Below are 17,319 nucleotides of genomic sequence, written 5' to 3'. Positions count from 1 at the left end.
CGCGCCGGCCGCTCGGCGCTCGGCGCTTGATCGACTCCGGTTCACGGAAAGCGGGGTGTCCGCGCGCGGCGGACACCCCGAGTTCCATGTAGTCGAGTCGATCACGCCCCGCAGGCGGGACGGAGGTCGGGCCTCAGGCGTCGACCGCCGCCATCACGTCGTCGGAGACGTCGAAGTTGGCGTAGACGTTCTGCACGTCGTCGCAGTCCTCCAGGACGTCGATCAGCTTGAAGATCTTGCGAGCGCCCTCCTCGTCCAGCGGCACGTTCACGCTGGGCACCAGGGACGACTCGGCCGACTCGTACTCGATTCCGGCGTCCTGCAGGGCGGTGCGCACCGGGATCAGGTCGCCCGGCTCGGACACCACCTCGAACGCCTCACCCAGGTCGTTGACCTCCTCGGCGCCGGCGTCGAGGACGGCCATCATGACGTCGTCCTCGCTGGTGTCGGCCTTGGGGACGATCACCACGCCCTTGCGGGAGAACATGTACGACACCGAGCCGGCGTCGGCCAGCGAGCCACCGTTGCGGGTGAGCGCGGTCCGCACCTCGGTCGCCGCCCGGTTGCGGTTGTCGGTGAGGCACTCGATCAACATCGCCACACCGTTGGGGCCGTACCCCTCGTACATGATGGTCTGCCAATCGGCGCCGCCGGCCTCCAGGCCGGAGCCCCGCTTGACCGCGCGGTCGATGTTGTCGTTGGGAACCGAGTTCTTCTTCGCCTTCTGGATGGCGTCGAAGAGCGTCGGGTTGCCGGCCGGGTCGCCGCCGCCGGTCCGGGCGGCCACCTCGACGTTCTTGATCAGCTTGGCGAACATCTTGCCGCGCTTGGCGTCGATGACGGCCTTCTTGTGCTTGGTGGTCGCCCACTTTGAGTGGCCGGACATCTTCTACCTCCGTCTGTCATTGCACGCCTGCGTCGACTGCCGCACCGATTCCGCGCCGCATCCGGCGGTCCGGCGGCCGGTCGGCCCCGCGGGAAAATGCCGCGCCGGGCGACGGCCCTGCCGAACCGCGGCAATCTTACCGAGGTCACACCCCGCCATGTCACACCCGGGACCCGCCCGGGGCGGCAGCCCGGCGTGGGGGCCCGCTCAGACCAACGGTCCGCGGGCCGGATCCATGCCCGCGCGGCGGCATCGGTCGCTCAGGCGGCCCGGGTCAGCTCGACGAAGTACGCGTGCACGCGCTGATCACCCGTCAGCTCGGGGTGGAACGAGGTGGCCAGCAGGTTGCCCTGGCGGACCGCCACGATCCGCTCGGCGGCCGGGCCACCGGTCACCGTGCCGATCACCTCGACGCCCGCGCCGACCCGTTCGACCCACGGCGCGCGGATGAACACCGCGTGGAAGGGGTCGCCCGCCACGCCGGTGATCTCCACCGGCGCCTCGAACGAGTCGACCTGCCGACCGAACGCGTTGCGTCGTACCGTCATGTCGATACCGGCGAAACCGCGCTGGTCGGCGCGGCCGTCCAGCACCTCGGCGGCCAGCATGATCATGCCGGCGCAGGAGCCGTAGACGGGCATCCCGTCGGCGATCCGCTTGTCGATCGGCTCGCGCAGCTCGAAGATGTCGACGAGCTTGCTGATGGTGGTGGACTCCCCGCCGGGGATCACCAGGCCGTCGACCGCGTCCAACTCGCCCGGACGGCGGACCGGACGGGCATCCGCGCCCGCCGCGGTCAGCGCCGCCAGATGCTCCCGGACGTCCCCCTGCAGGGCGAGAACGCCGACGGTGGGCCGACTCATCCGCACCGTCCGCTCACCAACCGCGCTCGGCCAGGCGGTGCGGCTGGGGGATCTCGTCGACGTTGATGCCGACCATCGCCTCACCCAGACCACGGGAGACCTTCGCCAGCACGTCCGGGTCGTCGTGGAAGGTGGTGGCCTTGACGATCGCGGCGGCCCGCTGCGCCGGGTTGCCGGCCTTGAAGATGCCCGAGCCGACGAAGACGCCCTCCGCGCCGAGCTGCATCATCATCGCGGCGTCGGCCGGGGTGGCGATCCCGCCGGCGGTGAACAGCACGACCGGTAGCTTGCCGCTCTCGGCGACCTCCTTGACCAACTCGTACGGGGCCTGCAACTCCTTGGCCGCGACGTACAGCTCGTCGGCCGGCAGCGACGACAGCCGGCGGATCTCCTGCCGGATCCTCCGCATGTGGGTGGTGGCGTTCGAGACGTCACCGGTGCCCGCCTCACCCTTGGAGCGGATCATGGCCGCGCCCTCGGTGATCCGGCGCAGCGCCTCGCCCAGGTTCGTCGCGCCGCAGACGAAGGGCACGGTGAACGCCCACTTGTCGATGTGGTTCGCGTAGTCGGCCGGGGTCAGCACCTCGGACTCGTCGACGTAGTCCACGCCCAGCGACTGGAGGATCTGCGCCTCGACGAAGTGGCCGATCCGCGCCTTGGCCATCACCGGGATCGAGACCGCCGAGATGATGCCGTCGATCATGTCGGGGTCGCTCATCCGGGACACCCCGCCCTGCGCGCGGATGTCGGCGGGCACCCGCTCCAGCGCCATCACCGCGACGGCCCCGGCGTCCTCGGCGATCTTGGCCTGCTCGGCGTTGACGACGTCCATGATCACGCCGCCCTTGAGCATCTCGGCCATGCCCCGCTTCACGCGGGCCGTGCCGACGACGGGGGCGGTACCGGTGGTCGAGGCGGTGGTGTCGGACACGGGTCGGCGCTCCTTGGACGTGCGGTGGGGGTGGCAGCGGAAATGCTACGCACGGCGCAACGCCGCTTCGACAGCCAATCCGACCCCTGGTGGCCTGCTCTGTGGCCCGGCTCACGGGCCGCCGGTGCCGCTCCCGCCCTGGTCAGCCGGCCGGCACGTCCGCCGGCACGACGAGCGTCGGATCGTCGATGTCGAAGTAGCGCGGCCACTCGCGGCCCCGCCCCATGCGTAACAGGCGTACCAGCGGACGGCTCCGCGCCGCCCGGGCGTCACGGACCAGGTCGGTGTGCACCTGCCGGGACAGCGCGAGCCGCCGACTCGCCGCGATGACCGCCGTGCAGTCCGCGTCGGCCGGGTCCAGCCGCACCACGCGCAGTTGCCGGGTCAGGTCGTTCTCCGCCGCCTCCCGCTCGTCCGGCGCGGCGTCGAGCGCGATCCGGGCCGCCGCGTACAACTCGACGCCGAACCGCCGCTCCGCCAGCACCGCGGCGGCCGCCGCCCGGCGCAACAGGTGGGCGTCCAGGGCCCGTGCCGCCAGCTCCGCGCGGGCCTGCAGCCGCTCGACGCGGCCGGCGGTCCAGATGAGGTACGCCGCGAGCACCCCCACGAGCACGCTCGCGGCCACCACCCACCACATGTGCGGCATCGTAGTGCTGCTCCGTTTCTCCTCCATTGCGCGCGTCGCCGCCGGTCACCGGCATGCTCAGGCGCACCATCGGTCACTCCGGCTCAGCCCAGCCCCACCCACTCCTGGTCGATGACCCGTCCGTCGGTCGCCTCGATCGCGGCTGCGTATACCTCCAGAACACGGCGGGCAACCATGGGCCAGTCGAAATTCGCCACCACCTGGTCGCCGCAGGCGGTCAGCGTGGCCCGGGCGTCCGGATCGTCGAGCAGCTCGGACAGGGCGTCGCGCAGTCCCACCGCGTCGCCGGTCGGGAACAGCCGCCCCGCCCGCCCACCGTCCAGCACCCGACGGAACGCGTCCAGGTCGCTCGCCACCACGGTGGTGCCGGCGGCCAGCGCCTCGGTGAGGATCATGCCGAACGACTCGCCGCCGGTGTTCGGCGCCACGTACAGGTGCACGCTGCGCAGCATCCGCGCCTTGTCCGCCTCGGAGACCAGACCGAGGAAGGTCACCCGCTCCCGCAGCTCGGCCGGGAACTGGTCGTACAGGTCGTCCGGGTCACCCGGGCCGGCGACCAGCAGCCGCAGGCCGGGACGGATCGGCGCGAGCGCCACGAAGGCGTCCCGCAGCACCGGGAAGCCCTTGCGCGCCTCCGTGAACCGGCCCAGGAAGCCCAGCGTGCCGCCGGTGCCCGGCCCGCACTCCCCCGGCCAGTGCGGCAGCGGCTGGGCGTCGGCGAACTTCGCCACCGCCACCCCGTTGGGGATCTCCACCGCGCCGCCGTCCATGTGCTCGACCTGCACCTTACGGGCCAGCGCGCTCACCGCGATCCGGGCGGTGATCCGCTCCAACACGATCTGCAGCACGCCCTGCGCGGCAGCGAGGACCCGCGAGCGGGTCATCGCCGTGTGGAAGGTCGCCACCACCGGTCCACGCGCCGACAGCACCGCCAGCAGCGACAGGCTCAACGTCAGCGGCTCGTGCACGTGCAGCACGTCGAAGTCACCGTTGGTGAGCCACCGCCGCACGCGGGCCGTGGAGACCGGGCCGAACGCGATCCGGGCCACCGACCCGTTGTACGGCAGCGGCACCGCCCGCCCGGCGGACACCACGTACGCCGGCAGGTCGGCGTCCTCGTCGGCCGGAGCGAGCACGCTGACCTCGTGCCCGAGGCCGATCAGCGTCTCCGCGAGGTCCACGACGTGGTTCTGCACGCCGCCGGGAACGTCGAAGGAGTACGGGCAGACGATACCGATCCGCATGCGTCCACCCCCTTCAGGACCGACCCGAGGCCGGCGCCGACAGCTCCGTGCCCCCCGCGCCGCGCTGGTCCAGCCACATCCGCTGCAACATGTGCCAGTCTTGCGGATGCCGGGCGATGCCCGTCGCCAGACGGTCGGCGATCATCTGGGTCAGCGACCGGACCCGCGCGTCCAACGGCCCCGCCTCCGGGTCGGGCACCGGCAGCGGGCCGGAGAGCGAGGCGCACGCCGCGTCCTCCTCGTACCACATCGACGCCACGTAGAGCGGCGCCCCGGTGTGGATCGCGAGCAGCGCGGGGCCGGCGGGCATCCGCGTCTTCGCGCCGAAGAAGTCCACCTCGACGCCACGGGCCGACAGGTCCCGGTCGGCCAGCAGCGGCACGACCGCGCCCGAGCGCAGTCGGTCCAGCAGCACGTCGAACGGCGGACGCGGGCCGCCGTGGGTGGGCAGGATCTCCATGCCCAGCTTCCCCCGGAACGCCAGGAACCGCTCGTACACGCCCTCCGGCTTGAGCCGCTCCATGACCGTGCTGATCGGCCAGCCGGTGGCCGCCACCCAGGCGCCCGCCGCGTCCCAGTTGCCGGCGTGCGGCAGCGCCACCACCGCGCCCCGGCCGGCGGCGACATCGGCGGCCAGCAGCTCCGCGCCGTCCAGCCGGAACCCGGACAGGATCTGCGCCCGGCTCAACGACGGCAGCCGGAACGCCTCCATCCAGTACCGGGCGTACGAGCGCAGGCCACGTCGTACGAGATCGTCCAGCTCGGCCTCGGGGACCTCCGGACCGACCACCCGGCGCAGGTTGGCGCGCAGTCGATCCGTACCCCCGCCGCCCTTGCGGTGTGCGCGGTCCGCGCCCGCCGCGAACGCCGCCGCCGCCAGTGGCCGGGGAAGCGCGCGGACCAGCCGCCAGCCGGCGAGGTAGCCCAGCTCGGTGAGGTTCACGCGGTCCGGCCGCCGGTCGCGCTCACGCCTGGCCGTCCGGCTGGAGCTGCTGAGCCTGGCGGTAGACGTGCGCCATCCGCTGCCCCACCGTGAAGATCGAGATGGCGGCCAGCAGCCAGAGCGCGATCTCCAGCGCCGGTTTCACGCCCACACCGGTGAGGATGCCGCCGACACCGACGATCAGCAGTCGCTCGGTGCGCTCGGCGATGCCCACGTTGCAGGTCATGCCCAGCCCTTCGGCGCGGGCCTTCACGTAGGAGACGAGCCCGCCGGCGGCCAGGCAGAGCAGCGCGGCGGCCACCCCGGAGTGATCACCCCGGGTGGCCAGCCAGTACGCCACCGCGCCGAAGACGGCGCTGTCGGCGACCCGGTCCATGCTCGAGTCGAGGAACGCGCCGAACCGGGTGGAGCCGCCGCTCATCCGGGCCATCGTCCCGTCGAGCAGGTCGGTCAACGCGAACACGGTAACGATCAACGCGCCCGCGACCAGGTGGCCGCGGGCACCGAAGCCGAGCGCGCCGACGAGCACACCGACGGTGCCCGTGACGGTGACGACGTTGGGGGTGACGCCCGCGCGCAGCAGGGCGCGGGCAATCGGCTCGACGACGCGGGTCATCCCCGCGCGGGCCGACACTTGGAAGATCTTCGCCATGGCGGTCCCCACGATAACGGTCCGCGCAGCTCCGGCCATAACGCCGGTCCCGGCGACCCGCCCGGGGCAGGCTTGTGCGTGTCCGGCAACGGGTGTGAGATCGAGCCGGGAGGTGAGCCAGCTCACCCGCCCGCCCGTTGATTTCCCGCTCGGCAGCAGACCACCGGAGGATATCGCCGCGCACCCGCCCCGGGCCGCTTCCACCTGGCGCGGCGGTCGCCACCCACCACCGGCTGAGGGAGGTGCGCCCCATGGCGCAGAAACATCAGGACAAGGGGGCCACCGGCGGCACGCCGGTGGTGACCGAACCCGCGCGGGTTCGCAACGTGGCGCTCGTCGGCCACTCCGGCGCGGGCAAGACCACGCTCGTCGAGGCCCTGCTCGCCGCGACCGGCACGATCAGCCGGGCCGGCAGCGTCGTCGACGGCACGACCGTGGGCGACCACGACCCCGCGGCCGTACGGCAGCAGCGTTCGGTGAGCCTGTCGTGCGCGCCCCTGCTGCACGACGGCATCAAGGTCAACCTGCTGGACACGCCCGGGTACGCCGACTTCGTCGGTGAGCTGCGGGCCGGTCTGCGGGCCGCCGACGCCGCGCTGTTCGTGGTCTCCGCCGCCGGTGGCATGGACGCCGCCACCGTCGCCCTGTGGGAGGAGTGCGCGGCGGTCGACATGCCGCGCGCCGTCGCGGTGACCCGCCTGGACGCGCCGCGCGCCGACTTCGACGAGACGGTCGCCCTCTGCCAGCGGGTCTTCGGCGACAACGTGATGCCCCTCTACCTGCCGATGCTCGGCGACGACGGCGTCTCCACCGAGGGTCTGCTCGGGCTGATCACCCGCCGGGTCTTCGACTACACCGCCGGGCTGCCCGCCGACGTCCGTGACCCGGACCCGGAGCACCAGCCCGCCATCGACGAGTCCCGCAACGAGCTGATCGAGGGGATCATCGCCGAGAGCGAGGACGAGACCCTCATGGACCGCTACCTCGACGGCGAGGAGATCAGCACGGAGGTGCTCGTCGACGACCTGGAGAAGGCCGTCGCCCGGGGGCACTTCTATCCGGCGGTGCCGGTCTGCGCCGAGACCGGCGTCGGCCTGGACGCGCTGCTGGAGGTGCTGACGGCGGCGTTCCCGTCGCCGCTGGAGCACGAACTGCCGGCGGTGACCGGGGTGGACGGCTCGCCCCGCCCGCCGCTGACCTGCGACCCGGACGGCCCGCTCGTCGCCGAGGTGGTCAAGACCACCGTCGACCGGCACGTCGGCCGGGTCTCGCTGGTCCGGGTCTTCTCCGGCACGCTGCGCCCCGACGACACCGTGCACATCTGCGGACACGGCATGGCCGAGCGCGGGCACCCCGACCACGACGCCGACGAGCGGGTCGGGCACCTCTACACCCCGCTCGGCGCCACCCTGCGCGAGGTGCCGCACTGCGTCGCCGGTGACATCTGCGCGATCACCAAGTCGCCGAGCGCGGAGACCGGCGACACCGTGTCCGCCAAGGACGACCCGCTGCTGATCGCGCCGTGGGAGATGCCGGAGCCGCTGCTGCCGGTGGCGATCGCCGCCCGCAGCCGCGCCGACGAGGACGCCCTCGCCCGCAACCTCGCCCGGCTGGTCGCCGGTGACCCCACCCTGCGGCTGGAGCGCAACCCGGAGACCCACCAACTGGTGCTGTGGTGCATGGGCGAGGCGCACGCGGACGTCCTGCTGGACCGGCTGCGCGCCGGCGGCGTCGAGCTGGACACCGAACCGGTGCAGGTGTCGCTGCACGAGACGCTGACCGCCCCCGCGCGGGGGCACGGCCGGCACGTCAAGCAGTCCGGCGGCCACGGCCAGTACGCGGTCTGCGACATCGAGGTCGAGCCACTGCCCCGGGGCGCCGGCTTCGAGTTCGTCGACCGGGTGGTCGGCGGCGCCGTCCCGCACAACTACATCCCGTCCGTGGAGAAGGGCGTCCGCGCCCAGATGGAACGCGGACTGGTCGCCGGGCACCCCGTGGTCGATCTGCGGGTCACCCTGGTCGACGGCAAGGCGCACAGCGTCGACTCCTCCGACGCGGCCTTCCAGACCGCCGGAGCGCTGGCCCTGCGCGACGCGGCCGAGCGCGGCCAGCCGGCACTCCTGGAGCCCATCGACGAGGTGACCATCCGGGTGCCGGACGGCTCGGTGGGCGCCGTGCTGGGCGACCTGTCCGGCCGGCGCGGCCGGGTGCTCGGCACCGAACCGGACCCGGACGCCGACGGTCGCACCCTGGTCCGTGCCGAGGTACCGGCCCTGGAACTGCTCCGCTACGCCGTCGAACTGCGCTCGATGACCGCCGGCACCGGCACCTTCCGCCGCCACTTCGTCCGCCACGACCCGATGCCCACCCACCTGGCCGACCAGACCCGCAAGGAACACACCCCGTAGGACCCCCTCCGCCGAACCGCGTTCGGGCCGGCCCGCGCCGTCTCTGACGGCTGCCGGCCGCGGAGAGCCGTCGCGAGCGGGCGGAGGGGCGCCCGAGGTGTTCGCGTCCTGTCGAGCTGCCCCATACTCGGGGCACCGCAGCGGAGGAGGACGGCCGAAGAGGAACGCGTCCGCGCACACATGGCGTGTGGGCCCCGGCGGGCCGAGCTGCTGTTCGCTCGTCCCACATCTGGGGCAGCTCGACAGGACGACACCAGCACAGGACCAGGCCGGCACAGGACCAGGCGAGGCTGGCGCGCGCCGTCACGACACGGCGGGCCGGCGGCACGCCGCAGAGGCTGGACGGGCGTGCGCTCTGGGCTCGGTTGGTGGGTCAGGGGTGGGTTTGGGGGTGGGTGGGGCGGGGCCAGTGGGGGCGGTCGGCGTCGCGCAGGGCCGCGGTGCGTAGGGCGGCCAGTTGGCGTTCCACCTCGACGAACTGGTCCGCCGGCAACGGGCCCCGGTGCAGCGCCGCCGCGTTCTCCTCGACCTGCGCGACGGTCCGGCAGCCCGGGATCGGGACGGCACGCCCGCTGCGGGCCCAGATCCAGCCGAGCGCACCCTGGGCGAGGGTACGGCCGTCGGCGGTCAGCGCGGCACGGACCGCGCCGACCCGGCGCAGCCACTCCGGGGCCGGACGGCCACCCCGGAACCATTCCAGCCAGCCCGGCGTCAACCCGCGTACGTCGTCGCGGGGCAGCGTGGACGCGGCCGTGTACTTGCCGGTGAGCAGGCCCATCCCGAGCGGCCCCTGGTTGATGCTGGCCAGGTCGTACTTGTCGCAGACGGCGAGCACCTCGGGGGCGTCGCGCAGCACCGACAGGGCGTGCTGCACAGCGGCGGCGCCCGGGGCGGCCTGCCCGAGGGCGGTGGCCCGGTCGGCGCGGTCGGTGCTCCACCCGTACGCCCGGATCAGGCCCTCGGCGACGAGCTCCTCGCAGGCGGCGAACAACGCCTCGGCCCGGCGCACCGGCAGGTCGGCCAGGTGGAGCTGGTAGAGGTCGATCCGGTCGGTGCCCAGCCGGCGCAGCGAGGCGGTGACGGCCCGCCGCAGGTACGCCGGTGACGCGTCCTCGCCGGTGGCCTGCCGGGCCGCCTCGTCGAACGTGTAACCCCACTTGGTGGCGATCACGGCGTCGTCCCGGTGGCCGGCGAGCGCCCGTCCGAGCACCCGCTCGCCGTGCCCCGCGCCGTACGTGTCGGCGGTGTCGAAGAGGGTCACGCCCAGCTCGAGCGCACGTCGTACGGCCCGCACCGACTCGTCGTCGTCGACCGCTCCCCAGCCGAGTGGCTGGCTGCCCTCCGCCCAGGGACCGGCGATCGCCCAGCACCCCATGCCGAGGGCGCTGACCTCGATGCCGCTGCGCCCCAACATCCGTGTCGTGACTGCCATCGGCCGATCGTGCCACCTCCAGCGGGCCGGGGCGTAGCAACCACGATCGCGGAAACGCGGTACCGGCGTGCCGACGGTGTGCGGCATGATCGTCGCCATGCGACGGCTGGGCGTGGACATCGGAGGCGTGCTCATCGAACCGGCCGACGACGACGCCGACACGTCCTTCTTCGGCGCGCACTACCTGCGTACGCCCATGGTCGAGGGCGCGTTCGACGCGCTCGCGGCGCTCGGGCCGGCGTTCGACGAGGTGCACCTGGTCTCCAAGTGCGGCGAGTCCACCGAGCGGCGGACGTGGGAGTGGCTGTCCCACCACGACTTCCCGGCCCGCACCGGGATCCCGGTCGAGCGGGTGCACTTCTGCCGGACCCGTCCGGCGAAGGCGCCGATCGCCCGGCGGCTCGGCCTGACCCACTTCGTGGACGACAAGCTGGAGGTGCTGGGTTACCTCGACTCGGTGCCGCACCGGTTCCTGTTCCGGCCCCGCCCGGCGCAGGTCGTCGCGTACGCAGCGTTGCTGCCGCTCGTACACCGGGTCGAGAGCTGGCCGGAGCTGGTGCCGCTGCTGCGCGCCGACTAGCCGGACCGGCGCGGACGCCGGGCGGGCGGTTCGGTCAGGACGGCCAGGCGCGGGCGAGCAGGTCGCGGGTGTCGTGCAGGAGTTGCGGCAGGACCTTGGTGCGGCCGATCACCGGCATGAAGTTCGCGTCGCCGCCCCAGCGTGGCACCACGTGCTGGTGCAGGTGGGCGGCGATGCCGGCGCCGGCGACGCCGCCCTGGTTCATGCCCAGGTTGAAGCCGTGCGCGTTGCTCACCTTGCGGATCACCCGCATCGCGGTCTGCGTGTACGACGCCAGCTCGACGGTCTCCGCCTCGTCGAGGTCGGTGTAGTCGGCGACGTGCCGGTACGGGCAGACCAGCAGGTGCCCGGGGTTGTACGGGTAGAGGTTGAGCACGACGAAGACGCGCTCGCCACGGGCCACCACGAGGCTCTCCTCGGTGGGCAGTCCGGGAGCGAGACAGAACGGGCAGCCGGTCGGCTTCTCGTAACCCTCGGCGGGGCGGTCCTCACCCGAGATGTAGGTCATCCGGTGCGGCGTCCAGAGCCGATCCAGGCCGTCCGCCATGCCGCCGCTGTCCGTGTGTCGCTCCGCCCCTGTCACGAGCCGATCCTACGGAGGCGGGCCGGCGGGCCGCGACACCCGTGACCGGAAACTCGCTGCTGCAACTTCTTGACGGAGCCGAGACTCAGCCCTGAAACTTCCATCCATTGACGTTGTTGGATCGCTGGATGGAGAACTACATGATCCGTCAGCTCGGCCGAGTCCTCGCGGCACTCGCTCTGACCGCCGTCACCACAGTGACCGGGGTCACCCTCACCGCCGGCGCCGCGCACGCGGACGGCTGCTACACCTGGGGTCGCACCCTGTCCCAGGGGATGTCCGGCGAGGACGTCCGACAGCTCCAGATCCGCGTCGCCGGCTACCCCGGCTACGGAGCCGTGCTCACCATCGACGGCGCCTTCGGTCCGGCCACCCGGTCGGCGGTGATCCGCTTCCAGCAGGCGTACGGGCTGGGCGCGGACGGCATCGCCGGTCCGCAGACCTTCAACCGGCTCTACGCGCTCCAGGACGACGACTGCACACCCGTCAACTTCAGCTACGCCGAACTGAACAACTGCAACAGCACCTGGTCCGGCGGCGCGGTCTCGGCGAGCACCGCCCGCGCCAACGCGCTGGTCTCGATGTGGAAGCTCCAGGCGCTGCGGCACGCCCTCGGCGACGTGCCCATCGCGATCAGCAGCAGCTTCCGCAGCTACGCCTGCAACAGCGCGGTCGGCGGGGCGTCGAACAGCCGGCACCTGTACGGCGACGCGGTCGACCTGGTCGGCTCACCGTCGTTCTGCCGGCTCGCCCAGCAGGCCCGCTACCACGGCTTCGGCCAGATCCTCGGCCCCGGCTACCCGGACCACAACGACCACACCCACGTCGCGGCGGTCGGCGGCTGGTCCGCGCCGAACTGCGGCATCTGACGACGGGAAGCCCGCCTTCCGGCTGAAGATCGCGCTCGAACATGGAAGTAGTGGCCTCCCAGCCTCGGGAGGCCACTACTTCCTGGATCGAGCACGATCATGCGGCGGGCGGGGCGGCGAGCGCGCGGCGCGCGAAAGGCGAGCGCTACTCCGCGGCGGCGGAGGGGCCGATGTTGGTACGGGATGTCACCACGTCCAGGACGTGGGTCACGGCCTCGGCGACCGGCACCCCGTTGCGCTGCGAGCCGTCGCGGTAGCGGAAGGAGACCGTCCCGGCTGCCACGTCGTCGTCACCGGCGATCACCATGAACGGGATCTTCTGCTGCTGCGCCGTACGGATCTTCTTCTGCATCCGGTCGTCGCCCGCGTCCACCTGGGCGCGGATGCCCTCGGCGCGCAGCGCCGCCACGAAGCCGTGCAGGTAGTCGGTGTGGTCCTCGCGGATCGGGATGCCGATCACCTGCACGGGGGCCAGCCAGGCCGGGAACGCGCCCGCGTAGTGCTCGGTGAGCACCCCGAAGAACCGCTCGATCGACCCGAACAGCGCGCGGTGGATCATCACCGGACGCTGCCGGCTGCCGTCGGCGGCCTGGTACTCCAGCCCGAACCGCTCCGGCTGGTTGAAATCGACCTGGATGGTGGACATCTGCCAGGTTCGGCCGATCGCGTCGCGCGCTTGCACGGAGATCTTCGGCCCGTAGAACGCCGCGCCACCCGGGTCGGGCACCAGGTCGAGGCCGGAGGTCGCGGCGGCGGTGCGCAGCGCCTCGGTGGCCTCGGCCCAGTCCTCGTCCGCGCCGATGAACTTGGGCGAGTCGTCGCGGGTCGACAGCTCCAGGTAGAAGTCGTCCAGGCCGTAGTCCCGCAGCAGGTCCAGCACGAAGCTGAGCAGCGTGGACAGCTCACCGGCCATCTGCTCGCGGGTGCAGTAGATGTGCGAGTCGTCCTGGGTCAGGCCCCGGACCCGGGTCAGGCCGTGCACCACGCCGGACTTCTCGTACCGGTAGACCGTGCCGAACTCGAACAGCCGCAGCGGCAGCTCCCGGTACGACCGCCCGCGCGCCCTGAAGATCAGGTTGTGCATCGGGCAGTTCATCGCCTTGAGGTAGTAGTCCGCGCCCTCCAGCTGCATGGGCGGGAACATGGTGTCCGCGTAGTACGGCAGGTGACCGGAGGTGTGGAACAGCTGCGCCTTGGTGATGTGCGGGGTGTTGACGAACTCGTACCCCGCCTCCTCGTGCCGCCGCCGCGAGTAGTGCTCCATCTCCCGGCGGATGATGCCGCCCTTGGGGTGGAAGACCGCCAGGCCCGAGCCGATCTCGTCGGGGAAGCTGAACAGGTCGAGGTCCGCACCGAGCTTGCGGTGGTCGCGCCGGGCGGCCTCCTCCAACAGCTTCAGGTACGCCTTCAGCTCGTCCCGGGTCGGCCACGCGGTGCCGTACACCCGCTGGAGCTGGGGGTTCTTCTCCGACCCACGCCAGTACGCGGCGGCCGAGCGCATCAGCTTGAACGCGCCGATCAGGCGGGTGGTCGGCAGGTGCGGGCCCCGGCAGAGGTCCGACCAGCAGACCTTGTCCTCCTTGGCGTCGAGGTTGTCGTAGATGGTCAGCTCGCCGCCGCCCACCTCCATCACCTCGTCGGTGTCCAGGCCCTCGCCCTTGACCTCGATCAACTCCAGCTTGAACGGCTCGTCGGCCAACTCGGCGCGCGCCTCGTCCAGGCTGCCGAAGCGGCGGCGACGGAACCGCTGCCCGGACTTGATGATCTCCTGCATGCGCTTCTCGAGCTTGCTGAGGTCATCGGGCTGGAACGGCTTGTCGACGTCGAAGTCGTAGTAGAAGCCATTTTCGATGGGCGGGCCGATGCCCAACTTGGCCTCGGGGAAGACGTCCTGCACGGCCTGGGCGAGCACGTGTGCGGTGGAGTGCCGCAGCACGTTGAGCCCGTCCGGCGAGTCCAGGCTGACCGGCTCGACCACGGTCTCCTCGGCCGGCGACCAGTCCAGGTCACGGAGCTGACCCTGCGGGTCGCGGACCACGACGATCGCCTTGGGGCCGTTCGCGGGCAGTCCGGCCGCGGCCACCGCGTCGGCCGCCGTCGTCCCGGCGGCGACGACGACGGGGTCGGCCACGGCGGGGGTACGGGGTGCGGACACGGTGACTCCTCCAAGCGGTACGAAACGGCGCCGGTCTCGGCTCCTGCCGATGCTATCGGTCGCGCCGCCGGCACCTTCCGGACGGCTCGCGTTGAACCTTTCGCGCCGCGAATCCGAACTACCAGGTGTGGCCGGAAACCGGTGCCGGTCACGCCGAGACGGATGGGGGCACGAGATGGCGAGCACGCACGGCGGTGGCCGTCCGCGGCGGATCGCGGCGGTGACCGCGCTGACCGCCGCCGGACTGCTGCTCTGGCCCGCTGCGGCGGCGCAGGCCGCGGACGTGACGACCACCCCGACCGAGGCACGGCAGGGTGACGCCGTACGGCTGGAGTTCAGCGTGCCCGAGGAGCGGGCCGGCACGAGGACCACGCAGGTCGAGATCAGGTTGCCGGCCGACGCGCCGGTGGCCGAGGTCTACCCGATGTCGGTCGACGGCTGGGCGCCCAGGATCGACTCCACGACCCTGGACAAGCCGGTGGCCGGCATCCACTCCTCCGGCGTGAGCACCGTGACCACGGCGGTGACCTGGGTGCGCGTCGGCGCGGGTCCGGCCGGCCCGGCGAAGCTGGCGCTGTCCATGGGTCCGCTGCCGCAGGCCGAGCGGCTCACCTTCGAGGTCGTCCAGACGTACGCCGACGGCACGGTCGTCCGCTGGGCGGACGCCACCGGCACCCACCGCGCGCCGGCGCTGACGCTGCTGCCCCCGGACCCGGCTGCGGCCGGGCCGGCCGCGCACGGCGGCCACGGCGCCCCGGCGGCAGGCGCGGCGAACGGTCCCGACGCGGGCGCGCAGGGCGCCGACGGCGCTTCCGGCGGCGGTGGCACGGCGGCCGGCTCCGGCGAGGAGTCCGGTAACGCGGACGCGATGCTCGCCGCCGGCCTGCTGGCCGGCCTGGGCGGCGGCGCGGCGATCGGCTGGCTGGTCAGCCGGTTGCGCCGACGCGACCCGGCCGAGGACGCGGCCCTGGCCGAGGTGACCGGTGCCACGGAGACCGACACGGTGCCGCCGACGTCGCGGCCGGACGGCACGGACGCGCCCACGGAACCGGCGCCCGCCGCGGAGCTCGCCTCGGCAGCCACTCCCGCCCGCACCGGCTGAGGCCACACCTGGGCGACACCGGCTGAGCCACACCTGGCCGACACCGTCTGAGGCCGCACCGATCGACGTGCCTCAGCTCATCGTCGGGCGGTGCCGATGGCCCCGCACGCGTCCTTTGCTCTGCTTCAACCCACGCAACAGTCATGCCCCCACACTGTTGCGTGGGTTGAAGCAGAGCAAAGGTGGTGTGGCACCCCTGGCGGTCTCTGCGCGCAGCCGGTGCGGCAGGGCCGCCCCGCGTGCAGAACACCGGACAGCGACGGATGCCGGAAGGGCCGGGCAGGCGAGCGGTCAGGGCAGCCAGGCGGGTAGCGGCTCGCGGGCGGCCAGCCACGCGTCGGGGACGCCGCCCGGGGTGCCGACCCCGGTGTACGCCGCCACCACCGCACCCGCGATCGCGGCCGTGGTGTCCACGTCGCCGCCTGCCCGGACGCAGGTCCGGATCGCCGCCGGGTAGTCGTCGAGGTGGGTGGCGGCGACCCAGAGTGTGAACGCGACGGTGTCCTGGGCGGTCACCCGCGAGCCGTTGCCGAGCGCGGCCACCACGCGGGGCAGGGGGCGGCCGAGCAGCCCGATGCCGCGGTGTACGCCACGGTGGACCTCGGTGCCCGCGTCGACCGCGGCGGCCACCCCGCCCAGGAGTCGGGCCGGGGCCGGTCGGTGGCCGTCGAGGCGGGCCCGGGCGGCGAGCGCGGCGGCCACCGCCACGGCGACCGCTCCGGCGATCCCCTCGGGGTGCGCGTGGGTCACCTCGGCCGAGGCGCGGGCCTGCGCCGCCGCGCGGGCGGTGGAATCGGCGAAGTACGCGCCCAACGGGCCGACCCGCATCGCCGCCCCGTTGCCGCAGGAGCCCTGGCCGTCGAAGGCCGACGCGGCGGCCACCGGCCACGGCGTGCCGGTGCGGATCAGCCGCAGGATCAGCATCGCGCCCGCGCCGTAGCCGCGTCGCGCGTCGCAGCGCTCGGCGAACGCCAATGCCAGCCGGTCCCGGTCGACGGCGCCCGAGGCGGCCAGTTCGGCGACGACCGAGCAGGCCATCTCGGTGTCGTCGGTCCAGGCCCACGGCGCCGGTGGCAGGGCGTCCGCCCCGGAGTCGGCCGCGCCCGACGGGCCCGGCCCCGCGCCGATAACGTCGTCGACGGAGGACCCGGGCGGGGCGTACCGCTCGCCGAGCGCGTCGCCGGTGGAGAGACCGGCGAGGCTGTCCCGGGCGAGCGCCAGGCGAGCGTCGGCGAACAGGGTGAACGACATCGTCGTACCAGCTTGCCCGCTTCCCAGGTACGTCGCAACGCGATCAACTTGCCAGGCCAAGTACCGTCTTGTCGTGGCCTCCGTGCTCCTGGTCGAAGACGATCACGTCGTACGCGGCGCGATGCTGCGGTCCCTCGCTGACCGGGGGCACGCCGTGCACGCCGTGGGCACCGCCCTGGACGCGCTACGACGGGTCGCGGCGGAGACACCCGACCTCGTGGTGTTGGACCTGGGCCTGCCCGACCTGGACGGCTCGGACGCGCTGCGGATGCTGCGCGGCATCACCGACATCCCGATCATCATCGCCACCGCCCGCGACGACGAACAGTCGGTGGTCAAGCTGCTGCGCGCCGGGGCCGACGACTACATGGTCAAGCCGTTCACCGGCGCGCACCTGGACGCCCGCATCACCACGGTCCTGCGCCGGGCCGGACGGGCCAGCCGGACGGTGCAGCCGGCGGTGCACACCGTCGGCGGGCTGCGGGTGGACGTCGGTGAGCGCAGCGCCCATCTCGACGGGGAGCCGCTGGCGCTGACCCGTAAGGAATTCGACCTGCTGGCGTATCTCGCCGCACGACCCGGGCGGGTAGTGTCCCGCCGGGAACTCTTGGAGGAGGTATGGCGGCAGCCATCGGTCGGCGAGGATCAGACCATCGACGTACACCTGTACTGGCTCCGCCGAAAGATGGGCGAGTCCGCGGCGAAGCCGCGCTACCTGCGCACCGTGCGGGGGGTCGGGTTCCGGCTGGTGGCACCGGACTGAGGACGGCGCTG

At 72.9% G+C, this 17,319-nt stretch carries 16 protein-coding genes; 5 read left to right on the top strand and 11 right to left on the bottom strand.

The genetic code is table 11. The features are described 5' to 3' along the window. Nucleotides 1-133 precede the first annotated feature (133 nt). The 7 genes from ACN263_RS09970 to pgsA all read right to left on the bottom strand — a co-directional run bounded on the left by ACN263_RS09970 (nucleotide 134) and on the right by pgsA (nucleotide 6,165). Nucleotides 134-886, bottom strand: a complete 753-nt coding sequence (locus ACN263_RS09970; protein WP_422739517.1) for a YebC/PmpR family DNA-binding transcriptional regulator — start codon at nucleotides 884-886, stop codon at nucleotides 134-136. 260 nt (nucleotides 887-1,146) lie between these two features. After that, nucleotides 1,147-1,749 carry a pyridoxal 5'-phosphate synthase glutaminase subunit PdxT gene (pdxT, locus tag ACN263_RS09965; protein ID WP_422739516.1) on the bottom strand — a complete coding sequence of 201 codons (603 nt, stop codon included), beginning with the start codon at nucleotides 1,747-1,749 and terminating at the stop codon, nucleotides 1,147-1,149. A 13-nt stretch (nucleotides 1,750-1,762) separates the two neighbouring features. Beyond that, entirely contained in the window at nucleotides 1,763-2,680 is a 918-nt protein-coding gene (gene pdxS / locus ACN263_RS09960; RefSeq protein ID WP_422739515.1) for a pyridoxal 5'-phosphate synthase lyase subunit PdxS, read from the bottom strand. A 142-nt stretch (nucleotides 2,681-2,822) separates the two neighbouring features. Beyond that, nucleotides 2,823-3,326 carry a hypothetical protein gene (locus ACN263_RS09955; protein ID WP_422739514.1) on the bottom strand — a complete coding sequence of 168 codons (504 nt, stop codon included), beginning with the start codon at nucleotides 3,324-3,326 and terminating at the stop codon, nucleotides 2,823-2,825. Nucleotides 3,327-3,409: 83 nt separating this feature from the next. Then, entirely contained in the window at nucleotides 3,410-4,570 is a 1,161-nt protein-coding gene (locus ACN263_RS09950; RefSeq protein WP_422739513.1) for a glycosyltransferase family 4 protein, read from the bottom strand. Nucleotides 4,571-4,583: 13 nt separating this feature from the next. Continuing rightward, entirely contained in the window at nucleotides 4,584-5,513 is a 930-nt protein-coding gene (locus ACN263_RS09945; protein ID WP_422739512.1) for a phosphatidylinositol mannoside acyltransferase, read from the bottom strand. 22 nt (nucleotides 5,514-5,535) lie between these two features. Next, nucleotides 5,536-6,165: a phosphatidylinositol phosphate synthase gene (gene pgsA / locus ACN263_RS09940; protein ID WP_422739511.1), complete on the bottom strand. Its 630-nt coding sequence runs from the start codon at nucleotides 6,163-6,165 to the stop codon at nucleotides 5,536-5,538. 251 nt (nucleotides 6,166-6,416) lie between these two features. Here pgsA and ACN263_RS09935 point away from each other — a divergent pair, with 251 nt between their 5' ends. After that, complete coding sequence (locus ACN263_RS09935; protein WP_422739510.1) at nucleotides 6,417-8,573, top strand: elongation factor G-like protein EF-G2; 2,157 nt, start codon at nucleotides 6,417-6,419, stop codon at nucleotides 8,571-8,573. Nucleotides 8,574-8,946: 373 nt separating this feature from the next. On the opposite strand, the gene ACN263_RS09930 is transcribed toward ACN263_RS09935, so the two are convergent. Next, complete coding sequence (locus ACN263_RS09930; RefSeq protein ID WP_422739509.1) at nucleotides 8,947-10,005, bottom strand: aldo/keto reductase; 1,059 nt, start codon at nucleotides 10,003-10,005, stop codon at nucleotides 8,947-8,949. A gap of 85 nt (nucleotides 10,006-10,090) precedes the next feature. Between ACN263_RS09930 and ACN263_RS09925 the strand changes: the two genes are divergently transcribed. After that, nucleotides 10,091-10,585, top strand: coding sequence for a hypothetical protein (locus ACN263_RS09925; RefSeq protein ID WP_422739508.1), 495 nt, complete (start codon nucleotides 10,091-10,093; stop codon nucleotides 10,583-10,585). A 34-nt stretch (nucleotides 10,586-10,619) separates the two neighbouring features. Here the strand turns inward: ACN263_RS09925 and ACN263_RS09920 are convergent, their stop codons facing one another. Then, complete coding sequence (locus ACN263_RS09920) at nucleotides 10,620-11,132, bottom strand: HIT family protein (RefSeq protein ID WP_422740657.1); 513 nt, start codon at nucleotides 11,130-11,132, stop codon at nucleotides 10,620-10,622. Nucleotides 11,133-11,296: 164 nt separating this feature from the next. On the opposite strand from ACN263_RS09920, the gene ACN263_RS09915 reads away from it, so the two are divergent. Next, on the top strand, nucleotides 11,297-12,037 hold the full coding sequence (locus ACN263_RS09915) for a D-Ala-D-Ala carboxypeptidase family metallohydrolase (protein ID WP_422739507.1): 741 nt from the start codon (nucleotides 11,297-11,299) through the stop codon (nucleotides 12,035-12,037). 145 nt (nucleotides 12,038-12,182) lie between these two features. Here the strand turns inward: ACN263_RS09915 and thrS are convergent, their stop codons facing one another. Continuing rightward, entirely contained in the window at nucleotides 12,183-14,192 is a 2,010-nt protein-coding gene (thrS, locus tag ACN263_RS09910) for a threonine--tRNA ligase (RefSeq protein ID WP_422739506.1), read from the bottom strand. 175 nt (nucleotides 14,193-14,367) lie between these two features. On the opposite strand from thrS, the gene ACN263_RS09905 reads away from it, so the two are divergent. After that, complete coding sequence (locus ACN263_RS09905; RefSeq protein ID WP_422739505.1) at nucleotides 14,368-15,294, top strand: DUF1775 domain-containing protein; 927 nt, start codon at nucleotides 14,368-14,370, stop codon at nucleotides 15,292-15,294. A 291-nt stretch (nucleotides 15,295-15,585) separates the two neighbouring features. On the opposite strand, the gene ACN263_RS09900 is transcribed toward ACN263_RS09905, so the two are convergent. Then, a complete protein-coding gene (locus tag ACN263_RS09900) occupies nucleotides 15,586-16,545 on the bottom strand; it encodes an ADP-ribosylglycohydrolase family protein (protein ID WP_422739504.1) in 960 nt (319 codons plus the stop codon). Between the two features lie 73 nt (nucleotides 16,546-16,618). Here ACN263_RS09900 and ACN263_RS09895 point away from each other — a divergent pair, with 73 nt between their 5' ends. After that, the gene (locus ACN263_RS09895) at nucleotides 16,619-17,308 is read left to right on the top strand and encodes a response regulator transcription factor (protein ID WP_074318485.1); all 690 of its coding nucleotides are present in this window, start codon (nucleotides 16,619-16,621) and stop codon (nucleotides 17,306-17,308) included. Nucleotides 17,309-17,319 lie beyond the last annotated feature (11 nt).

This window comes from Micromonospora sp. WMMD729 (genome assembly GCF_049315225.1).
Lineage (GTDB): Bacteria > Actinomycetota > Actinomycetes > Mycobacteriales > Micromonosporaceae > Micromonospora.
The sequence above is the reverse complement of the archived record's forward strand: the minus strand, read 5'-3'. Positions and strand labels throughout refer to the sequence as shown.